We start from the raw sequence: 10,256 nt of genomic DNA, 5'->3' as shown, positions 1-10,256 counted from the left end.
CTGAGGGTATTGTCGGTCGGACAGCGGGTACAGCTTTCGGCTTCCGATACAGACGCCGCCATGTCGGTGCATCGGATGAGCCTCAATAATCTAGGCTTCAGTCTAAGCTCAGTTCAACAAGCCGCGCCTGCTCATCTGCGGTGAGTTTGCTGCCGGTGGGCTGGCCGGCTCTCTTGCGTACAAAGATGATGAGCGATACCCCGCCTGCGAGTATCAGCAGCGCGGGTGCCCCCCAGAGCAGCAGTGTGCGCACATTGAAAGGCGGCTTCAGAAGCACGAACTCGCCGTAACGCGAGACGATATAATTCAGCACCTGCTTGTCTGTGTCGCCCTCGGTGATGCGCTCGCGCACGAGGAGGCGCAGATCCTTGGCAAGGTCGGCGTTTGAATCGTCAATCGACTGGTTCTGACAGACCATGCAGCGCAGTTTGGCCGACAACGCCCGGGCCCGGGCTTCGAGCGAGGGATCGGAGAGCACTTCGTCGGGGTTGACGGCAAAAGCCGGAGCAGCCGCCAGTATCAGGACGACAGCAAGCAGGAACCGCTTGATCATTCCGCCGCCTCCATCACCGGGGCCGCAGGTTTCGTGGCCTTTGCCTTGCGGCTCGGCGCGCCGACGCGCAGGCGCCGGTCGCTGAGCGAGACGACACCGCCTGCCGCCATGATCAGCGCGCCGCCCCAGATGCAGAGGATGAAGGGCTTCCACCAGATGCGCACGACGATGCCGCCGTCCTTGGTCGGATCGCCGAGCGACACATAGAGCTGGCTGAGCCCGAAGGTCTGGATACCGGCTTCCGTGGTCGGCATCTGCTGGGCGACATAGACGCGCTTGGCCGACCAGACATCGGCCACCTCGAAGCCGCCGCGGCGGATGCTGAAGTGGCCGCGGTCTTCCCGGTAGTTCGGGCCAGTGGCCGGCTGCATGCCGTCGAATCGCACCACATACCCGCCGACATCCGTGGTCTGGCCCGGCTTCATCTCGATGATGTGCTCGGTGGCAAAGGTCGAGACCGCGACGATGCCGAGTACGGTGATGCCGAGTCCGGCATGGGCAAGTGCTGTGCCGAAGGCTGAACGCGGCAGGCCCTTCAGCCGGCGCCAGGCGACATGCGCGTCCACCTTGCCGAGACCCGAGCGGTGCCAGAGATCGGCAGCGGCTCCGAAGACGAGGAACAGGCCTGCCGCAAGGCCGAGCAGCGACAGCATCGGTCCGCCATACTCGGCATAGAAGATGGCAAGTGCAGCAACGAAGGCGAGGCCCGCCGCCACATAGAGCCGCTGCAGCACGCCGAACAGGTCGCCGCGCTTCCAGGCAAGCAGCGGCCCGAAAGGAGCGGCAACGAGCAGCGGGATCATCAGCAGGCCGAAGGTCATGTTGAAGAAGGGTGCGCCGACCGAGATCTTGTCGCCGGTCAGCGTCTCCAGCAGCAGTGGATAGAGCGTGCCCGTCAGCACAGTGCCACATGCGACCGTCAGGATCAGGTTGTTGAGAACAAGAGCGCCCTCACGCGAGACCGGCGCAAACAGCCCGCCAGCAGACAGCCGCGGTGCCCGGAAGGCAAACAGAGACAACGCCCCGCCGATGAAGATTAACAGGATGCAGAGTATGAACACCCCGCGGCTCGGATCGCTGGCAAAGGCATGCACCGAGGTCAGCACGCCTGAGCGCACCAGGAAGGTGCCCAACAGCGACAGCGAGAAGGTGAGGATGGCGAGCAGCACTGTCCAGATCTTCAGCGCCTCGCGTTTCTCCATGACGAGCGCCGAATGCAGCAGCGCGGTACCGGCGAGCCAGGGCATGAAGGAGGCATTCTCGACCGGATCCCAGAACCACCAGCCGCCCCAGCCGAGTTCGTAATAGGCCCAGTAGGAGCCCATGGCGATGCCGAGCGTCAGGAAGATCCAGGCGGCAAGCGTCCAGGGCCGCACCCAGCGCGCCAAGGCCGCATCGATACGGCCTTCCATTAGCGCGGCGACCGCGAAGGAGAAGCAAATCGAAAAACCGACATAACCGAGATAGAGCAGCGGCGGATGGATGGCGAGGCCGAAGTCCTGCAGCAACGGATTGAGGTCCCGGCCCTCGGGCGGTGCCGGATCGAGGCGGATGAAGGGATTCGACGTCAGCAGAATGAAGAGGATGAAAGCAAACGAAATCCACGCCTGCACGGCAAGCACATTCGCCTTCAGCGTATCCGGCAGATTGCGCCCGAATACCGCGACCAGCGCGCTGAACAGCGACAGGACCAGCAGCCAGAGCATCATCGAGCCTTCGTGATTGCCCCAGACGCCAGAATATTTATAGACCAGCGGCACCAGCGAATGCGAATTTTCCCAGACGTTCTTGACGGAGAAATCCGAAACGACATGCGCATAGGTTAGCGCCGCGAAGGAGAAGGCGACAAGGGCAAAGAGCAAGACGGAGCCGAACGGGGCGATTTCCATCGTTGCCTGATCGCCCCGTCGCGCACCGATGACCGGAACGATCGACAGGATGGTCGCGATTGCGAGCGCTAGAACCAGCGCGTAGTGGCCAATCTCGATGATCATTGCGTCACCTTCGCCTCGTGACCCTTTGCTTCCTGATCCTTCGCCTCGCCTTGCTGAGACGGTGTCTTGCTCTCTTCCCAAAGTCCTTGGGCCTTCAGCCTGTCGGCCACTTCTTTCGGCATGTATGTCTCGTCATGCTTGGCAAGCACGGTGTCGGCGGAGAAAAGATTACTTCCCGCCTCGTAGGTTCCCTCGGTGACGACGCCCTGCCCTTCGCGCATAAGGTCCGGCAGGATGCCTTGATAGCGAACGTTCACTGTATCGCCGCTCTGGTCGGTGACAGCGAAGCGCACGGCAGTTCCCTCGCCACGAACGATGCTGCCCTCTTCGACAAGACCGCCCAGGCGGATTCGCGTGCCCGGCGGAATCGGATTCTTTGCGAGGTCCACCGGCATGTAGAAATAAGCAACGGACTGCCTGAAGGCGAACATGACAAGCAGCACCGCAGCAATGATAAAGCTCATGCCCCCGACTATTACTGTCAGGCGTTTCTGCTTGAGCGTCATTCCGTCCGTCCTTCCGTCTGGATTCCAAGTTCTTTGGCCAGCGCCAGCAACTGTCTGCCCCGATCGCCGCTCGCGGGGAATGCCGCCAGCCCGCGCTTCAGGGCATTCGCTGCGCGAATGTTGTCGCTCAATACTGCATAAGAACGGACAAGCTGCATCCAGCCCTCGAAATTACCGGGATTTTCGGCAAGCTTGGCATCGAGGATTTCCACCATGCCGCGGATCATCTGCTGCCGATCGCCGCTGCTCATGGCCTCGGCCGCCGCCACGTCCTTTGCCGTTGGGCCACCCGCTGCTGTCGATTGAGCTGCAGGTGTAATAGCTGAGCCGCCGTTCTTGACGATATGCTCATTGACCAGCGGCAGCCACGGCGCGCCGATAGGCGAATCGTTGGCCAGCGCCTCGAAGGAGGCGCGCGCCTCGCCGGACCGGCCGGCCTGCTCCATGCTCAGTGCGATGTAGAAACGCGCGCGCGGATTGTTCGGCTCAAGGGACAACGATTGTTCCAGGATCTTTCGGGCATCTTCGGTCACCACGCCTCCGGCAATCGCCATCAGCGTTTCGGCAAGACCATCAAGGCGTGCGGCACTCGGCCCCAGCGGCATGTGCGAAGCATCCCAATCATCAGGGTGTTGTGTGACAGCCTGCTCAGCACTTGCGACGACGGCAGCGGCGTCCATACTCAGGGCGCTCGCCTGACGCTCAAATGGATGGGATGGCAGATCAGGCCGACCGATGAAGAGGTAGAGGAGGAAGGCAGCGCCAAGGAAGACGAACATCGATGCGAGGATCCACGGGTGCGACATCGGACGATGACCGCGCGGGCGGCTATTGTCATTTGCCGCGAAGAGCCGTCGGGCTATCTCAGCCTGGACATAGTCGGCCTGTTCATCGCTAAACAAGCCCAGAAGGCGGTCGCGTTCAAGCTCCTTCAATTGGTTGCGGTAGACGGCAAGCTCCATCCGGTGGCTGCCGTCGACAGACTTCGGACTGCGCCTCAAGGGATAAAGCAGGATCAGTCCGGCAGCGATGGTCACCGTCATGAGAATGGTCTGTGTCAGCACAATGTTTACACCTTGGTCCTTCAGTGGCGAACGCACATGCGCCCGTGTTGTTTTTCAGACGGTCTCTCGGCTGGATATCAGGCAACATGGCGGGCGAGCGCGCAATCTGACCAGAGCGAATGCAGCGCCTCGGCCAAATGTTCGATATCAGCATCCGAATGCAGCGGCGTCGGCGTGATCCGCAGGCGTTCGGTCTTCTTCGGAACCGTCGGATAATTGATCGGTTGGAGATAAATGCCGAAATTGTCGAGCAGCAGATCCGAGATCCACTTGCACTTGGCGGCATCGCCAACCATGACCGGCACGATATGGCTCGGGTTCGGCATGTGCGGAATGCCGCGCTGGTCGAGCAGACTGCGTACTTTGCGCACACTCTCCCGCTGACGAACGCGCTCGAACTGGCTGGCTTTAAGATGGCGGATCGATTCCAAAGAACCTGCGGCAAGGGCCGGCGGGAGCGCTGTGGTAAAGATGAACCCCGAAGCGAAAGAGCGGATAAAGTCGCAGAGCGCCGAGGAAGCGGCGATATAACCGCCCATGACGCCGAAGGCCTTGCCGAGGGTCCCTTCGATGACGGTGACCCGGTCCATCAAGCCTTCGCGCTCGGCAATGCCGCCGCCGCGCGGGCCGTACATGCCAACTGCGTGCACCTCGTCGAGATAAGTCATCGCGCCGTATTTGTCGGCGAGATCGCAGATCTCCTTGATCGGGGCGATGTCGCCGTCCATCGAATAGACGGATTCGAAGGCGATCAGCTTCGGCACATTGGTATCGGCGGCGGCGAGCTTGGCCTCCAGATCCGCGAGGTCATTGTGCTTCCAGATCACTTTTTCGCACTTGGCGTAGCGGATGCCCTCGATCATCGAAGCGTGGTTGAATGCGTCGGAGAAGATGATGAGGCCCGGGATCTTCGCGCCAAGCGTGCCGAGGGCGGCCCAGTTGGAGACATAGCCCGAGGTGAAGATCAGCGCTGATTCCTTGCCGTGCAGATCGGCAAGCTCCCGCTCGAGAAGAACATGGTAGAGGGTCGTACCAGAGATATTCCGGGTGCCTCCCGCACCCACACCACAGTGATCGATGGCTTCTTTCATTGCCTCGATCACCTTCGGATGCTGGCCCATGCCGAGATAGTCGTTGGAGCACCAGACCGTCACGTCCTGTTCGCCATTGGCTGTCAGCCGTCTCGCTCTCGGGAAATGACCACAATGGCGAACCAGCTCTGCGAATACCCGATAACGGCCTTCCGAATGCAGCTCGTCTAGCGCACCTTTGAAAATAGCATCAAAATCTTTCATCACTAGGCCCGTTGTTAGGATTGCTCAGCAAAGCGGGTTATTTGAAAGAGAAACCCAGGTACACGACACGCGGCGATCCCGTTCTCGAGAAGGCTAACGCTCGCACAATCACCATGGGATCACAGGTCGCATGCGCTCGGCGAAGCTCGGAAACAAGGTTGCTCGTCAGCTTATCGCAGCGCGGGACGAAGTTTTCCAATGCGCAGCAAGCATAGGTTCCATAGCCGCGAGGAATACCGCCGCGCTTCGGCTGAGAGCCGTTCAGGCTGATCCTGCCGGCCCTGCTCAATCTCTACTACCAAGTCGGGTCATATATCGACCGGGACAGGAGCATTCTTTTGAGAGATGCAAGGATCCGCGAACCTTCATTATCAAGACCGTGATGCAAACGAGCACGGACGCTGAAAATCAGACGACATTTCCTATTAGGCCGGGCGGCTCTTTCGATGTTTCGAAGTAGGCGCTCAACATCCTGAATCACAGCGAGCAGCAATTTTCCCGTGAGAACGAAGGGCCCATGTGGCTAAAAATCGAGATCGGCGAGAACCTGAAGCGGACACATGCGCTAGATCGCAACGGCGACGGTTACGCCGCATCTAAGAAGGTGCTGACGCAAAGCGACTGGCAGGGTATCAGAGCCGAGAACTGGATGGAACGGAGAGAACAGGAAGCCGCCAAGCAGGAGAAGGCTCGCCAAGGAAGCATGCGAGCGCAACAGAAAGCCACCTGAATTCTTGCGAAGGGTGAAAGACAGAGATCTATCTCTGTCGCCTCTCAAAGATCGAACTCCGCAGGATCCCGCTCCAGTTTCCTGATGCCGTCCGCCAACGCAGATTTGATGCGTCCATGGGCATCATCCTCGATCTGATCCATGCTTTTGCGGATGGCTTCCTTCCAGGCGGTGCCGCGGGCCGTAGGCTTCCATAAAAGCGTCGGCCAGGTCTTCCGTCTGTCTCTGTTCGATCATGGCTTGCATGATGGTGACAGCCTACAGCCTGTCCTTTCGGGCTCTTGGCGGTGCCGTCGTTGTCAGTGCGACGGCGGGTGGCAACGATGAGCTTGTGGATCGCGAACTATCGGGCGACGGCACGTTCACCGGAACCCCTGCCCCATACAGGAGAACGGCGCGGAAGGGCTGATGGATCAGGAAATCGAGGAAACGCAACGGCTGTGCCGAAGCGCCGCCAAGCGCAGGCATGGGAGCCCGACGGCCGCCGTAGTCGTCCGATCCCGTGTTGGGCGTCAGGAATACGACCCTGTAGCCTGACCGGGATGTGAACTGTGTCGTGAAGCGGCCGTCCGCCTGGTGCGGAATCTCCCGAAATGTCGGATCGACTGCCCTTAGCGTTTCGTGCACGGGCGGCATCTTGTCTTCGACAGCTACGGAGATCGAATGGAACTGGGCGAAATCCGCATCGCCCGTCACCATGGACGCTGGGCAGCCGCACTCCAAGGACGACAGGGTAACACTGACAGGCCACAGTGCCGACGAGGACGCCGCACAGCCTGAAGAATCCGTCATCGGCCAGGGCCTGCACGATGTCACCGGCCTTACCTTCAGGCCGCGGCAGGTACGCCTCGCGAACGAGTGTGGAAACCAGTTTCCGCCTTTCCCGAATGTCGGCCTTCAGATCCTTGAAGTTTTCGACCCGCTTCGTGATCTCGGGGTCGTCTACGGGGCCGACGTAATTTCTCTTCTTGCTGCCCTCGCCATCCGGGAGATCGAAACACCAATACCTGCGATCCCTTACCTCGGCGGTTACGAAGCGGCCGTTGATATCGAATTCGGATGTGAACGCGGCATCAAGTGACCGCTGCGCGAGCTCGCTGTAGAGCGTCTGGTACGTGTGAAGAATCTCCTGCAGGGGCGCTGTTACCGTTTTCGCGAAAGCGGCAACAGGATGTTTTCAGGGATGCCGCAGCGGATTGTTGTTACCGTTTTTGCGAAGGTGGTAACAACGCGAGGGATATGCCGCAAAGCAGCCGCGGCTGACCGGGAAAACTGCCCTTCGACTGGCAAGCTGACGGCTGACGCAAATACCAGCTCCCGAAGGGGCAGCCACCGGGAGGTTTGCGCGCCGCCGGAGAAGCGCGGAAAACGGTGCAATCAGTTTGGAATTTAGCGATTTGCCGAGTGAATCCCACATACGATCGTGTTTATGTGCGGATAAGTAGGGGGCGTTTGGTTATTAAGAATTCAGGAAAGACCGCGCTGGCATCTGGCGTCGCCGCGTTGCTGCTGTTGCATGGCTCCATGGGGCATCGGCTCAGGAGCCTGGCAGGAGGCCTCAGGTCCCCATCGTCATCGAAGCTGACCCCAATTTTGATGCCTGCGGAGCAAACGGCGTCGTTGAGGGGCTGGATCCGTCAGGTGATGGATTTCTTGCTGTAAGATCCGGACCAGGATCCAAATACCGTGAAATCGACCGCCTTTATAATGGCGCGCAGGTTCTTTTGTGTAACACCCGCGGAAAGTGGCTTGGCATCGTTTACTCAAAGCGGGGACAGGACTGCAATGTGATGTCGCCATGGGTCTCGACGCAGCCATACACGCGACCATGCAAATCAGGTTGGGCGCACGAGAATTGGATTAGGCTCCGGGCTGGCTGAGGGTGATCGGTTCCATGAAAGACAAAGTCGCAATATTGTTGGTGATGGCGTTAGCTTCAATGTGAAAGCGATCTCGAAAGCCTCGGCTCCTTCCCGCTTCGCGGGTTCGGCGAGCCGGTCGACGTCTACGCTTTTCACGAAGATTGATAGCTATTTGGCTATTGCTAGAAACTCTTCCGCGCCGGCATCGAACTGCAGCTTCGCCAGCTTGGCGTAGATGCCGCCGTGACGGATCAGGCTCTGGTGCGTTCCTTCTTCCATGACGCGCCCCTGGTCCATGACGAGAATACGGTCAGCCTTGAGAACGGTTGCCAGGCGATGGGCGATGACGAGGGTCGTGCGACCCTGCATCAGTCGGTCGAGCGCCTTCTGCACCAGGGTCTCGCTCTCGGCGTCGAGCGCGGAGGTTGCCTCATCCAGCAGCAGCACCGGTGCGTTCTTGAGGATAGCGCGGGCGATCGCGACACGCTGACGTTGCCCGCCGGAAAGCGTAACGCCACGTTCGCGGACCTCCGTGTCGTAGCCCTTGTCCAGGCGGGCGATGAACTCGTCGGCCTGGGCGGCCATTGCGGCTGCACGGACTTCGTCGCGTGTGGCGCCGGGCCGGCTGAAGGCGATGTTATCGTGGATCGAGGCTGCGAAGATCGTCACGTCCTGCGGCACGATCGCCATGCATTCGCGCAGGTCGTCCGGCGTTACCTGACGGGCATCTATGCCATCGATCGAAACACTTCCCTGCTGCGGATCGTAGAAGCGCAACAACAGTGAGAACACGGTACTCTTGCCGGCGCCAGATGGGCCGACGATCGCGACAGTCTCGCCGGGGGTCACATCGAATGTCAGCCCACGAAGTGCCGATCTGCCTGGACGTGACGGGTAGGCGAAATGCACGTTCGAAAACTCGACACGGCCGAAGGCCGGCGCCGGCAGTGTTTCTGGCCTTGCAGGTGCGCTGATCGGGGAGACTTCATCGAGCAGTTCCGTCAGGCGATCGGCGGCGCCTGCGGCCTGGGACAATTCGCCCCAGACTTCGGACAAGGACCCGAGCGAGCCGGCGGCGATCACCGAGTAGAGCAGGAACTGGCCGAGCGTACCGGCCGACAGGGTACCGGTCAGCACATTGTGGGCGCCGACCCAGAGGACGGCAACGACACTGCCGAAGATCAAGGTGATCGCGATGCCGGTGAGCAGCGCCCGAGACCGGATCGCCGATCGCGCGGCATCATAGGCGGATTCGACGGCCAGGCCATAACGGTTTGCGGCCGCATCTTCGCCGTTGAAGGCCTGGACGGTGCGGGTGGCGGCGATTGTCTCGTTGGCGAATGCAGAGGCCTCGGCAAGCGTATCCTGTGCGGCGCGCGAACGTTTGCGCACCGAGCGGCCGAAGGCGACAAGCGGGAAGACAATGAGCGGAATGGCACCAAGCGCGAGGCTTGCGAGCTTTGGCGATGTCACGACCATCATGCCCATCGCGCCGCAACAGAGGATCAGGTTTCTAAGCGCCACGGATGCCGTCGCGCCGACGGCAGACTTGATCTGCGTGGTGTCGGCAGTCAGCCGGGAGACGATCTCACCGGATTGATTGACGTCGAAGAAGGACGGGGAAAGGCGCGTCACACTAGCAAACACGTCGCGGCGCAGATCCGACACGATGCGCTCGCCAAGCGTGATGACGAAGTAGTAGCGAAGCGCACTGGCGATCGCGAGCATCACGGCCATCACCATCAGCATCGCGAAATAGCCGTTGATGAAGCTGCCGTCCGGCTGGGTGAAGCCCTGATCGATCATCCGGCGGACGGCGAGCGGCAAAGCGAGCGAGGTGACAGCGGCCAGCGCCAGCGAGACGAGGGCGCCGGCGACCATGCCGCGATAGCGCATCACATAGGGCGCCAACCGTCCGAGTGGTTTCAGCGAACGAGGCTTCTTTTCCCCGGCCTGCACTGCGTCTGTCAAATCATCTCCAATCGCCTTCAATACCGCGGATCCGCAGGTTGTTGGCACTGATTATCCGGATGGCTTTCATGTATAGCCGCCACAACCGAATGGAAAGCGTAGCGGGACGCTCGGACACCGATTCAGGACCCTGGGCAATGAGTTCGCCATAAGATGAGGTTGGGCGCCGGGGGAACCGGCCGGCTTAGCACTCAGATCTCTGGCGACGCGCCGCCACCGTTCATCAACCACCGCGGCGGGCTTAAGATTTGGAGTTAGATCATGAGTTTGCGCAGCACTTA

7 protein-coding genes and 1 pseudogene are annotated in these 10,256 nt (G+C 60.5%); 1 reads left to right on the top strand and 7 read right to left on the bottom strand.

Annotated features, from left to right (window positions below):
- Positions 1-97: 97 nt before the first annotated feature.
- From G6N73_RS32630 to hemA, 5 genes are all read right to left on the bottom strand, one after another.
- The gene (locus G6N73_RS32630; protein ID WP_165034059.1) at positions 98-553 is read right to left on the bottom strand and encodes a cytochrome c-type biogenesis protein; all 456 of its coding nucleotides are present in this window, start codon (positions 551-553) and stop codon (positions 98-100) included.
- A complete protein-coding gene (locus tag G6N73_RS32625) occupies positions 550-2,547 on the bottom strand; it encodes a heme lyase CcmF/NrfE family subunit (protein WP_165034058.1) in 1,998 nt (665 codons plus the stop codon). The genes G6N73_RS32630 and G6N73_RS32625 overlap by 4 nt, the downstream gene beginning before the upstream one ends.
- Complete coding sequence (gene ccmE, locus G6N73_RS32620; RefSeq protein ID WP_165034057.1) at positions 2,544-3,053, bottom strand: cytochrome c maturation protein CcmE; 510 nt, start codon at positions 3,051-3,053, stop codon at positions 2,544-2,546. Before ccmE ends, G6N73_RS32625 begins: the two co-directional genes overlap by 4 nt.
- On the bottom strand, positions 3,050-4,117 hold the full coding sequence (gene ccmI, locus G6N73_RS32615; protein WP_165034056.1) for a c-type cytochrome biogenesis protein CcmI: 1,068 nt from the start codon (positions 4,115-4,117) through the stop codon (positions 3,050-3,052). Before ccmI ends, ccmE begins: the two co-directional genes overlap by 4 nt.
- Positions 4,118-4,194: 77 nt before the next feature.
- Positions 4,195-5,412 carry a 5-aminolevulinate synthase gene (gene hemA, locus G6N73_RS32610; RefSeq protein ID WP_165034055.1) on the bottom strand — a complete coding sequence of 406 codons (1,218 nt, stop codon included), beginning with the start codon at positions 5,410-5,412 and terminating at the stop codon, positions 4,195-4,197.
- A gap of 517 nt (positions 5,413-5,929) precedes the next feature.
- Here hemA and G6N73_RS32605 point away from each other — a divergent pair.
- On the top strand, positions 5,930-6,142 hold the full coding sequence (locus G6N73_RS32605) for a hypothetical protein (RefSeq protein ID WP_165034054.1): 213 nt from the start codon (positions 5,930-5,932) through the stop codon (positions 6,140-6,142).
- A gap of 44 nt (positions 6,143-6,186) precedes the next feature.
- On the opposite strand, the pseudogene G6N73_RS38900 reads toward G6N73_RS32605, so the two are convergent.
- Together G6N73_RS38900 and G6N73_RS32595 are read right to left on the bottom strand one after the other, a co-directional pair.
- Positions 6,187-7,277, bottom strand: a pseudogene (locus G6N73_RS38900) (nucleotidyltransferase family protein).
- 895 nt (positions 7,278-8,172) lie between these two features.
- A complete protein-coding gene (locus G6N73_RS32595) occupies positions 8,173-9,975 on the bottom strand; it encodes an ABC transporter transmembrane domain-containing protein (RefSeq protein ID WP_165034053.1) in 1,803 nt (600 codons plus the stop codon).
- Between the last annotated feature and the right edge of the window lie 281 nt (positions 9,976-10,256).

Source organism: Allomesorhizobium camelthorni (assembly GCF_011045125.1).
GTDB lineage: Bacteria > Pseudomonadota > Alphaproteobacteria > Rhizobiales > Rhizobiaceae > Allomesorhizobium > Allomesorhizobium camelthorni.
Note: the sequence above shows the minus strand (reverse complement) of the source record. Positions and strands in the feature narration are given on the sequence as shown.

Bases quoted from the DNA above. Each gene is read 5' to 3' on its own strand.
- G6N73_RS32630 (WP_165034059.1), bottom strand. From the start codon at position 553: ATGATCAAGCGGTTCCTGCTTGCTGTCGTCCTGATACTGGCGGCTGCT.
- G6N73_RS32625 (WP_165034058.1), bottom strand. From the start codon at position 2,547: ATGATCATCGAGATTGGCCACTACGCGCTGGTTCTAGCGCTCGCAATC.
- ccmE (WP_165034057.1), bottom strand. From the start codon at position 3,053: ATGACGCTCAAGCAGAAACGCCTGACAGTAATAGTCGGGGGCATGAGC.
- hemA (WP_165034055.1), bottom strand. From the start codon at position 5,412: ATGAAAGATTTTGATGCTATTTTCAAAGGTGCGCTAGACGAGCTGCAT.
- G6N73_RS32605 (WP_165034054.1), top strand. From the start codon at position 5,930: ATGTGGCTAAAAATCGAGATCGGCGAGAACCTGAAGCGGACACATGCG.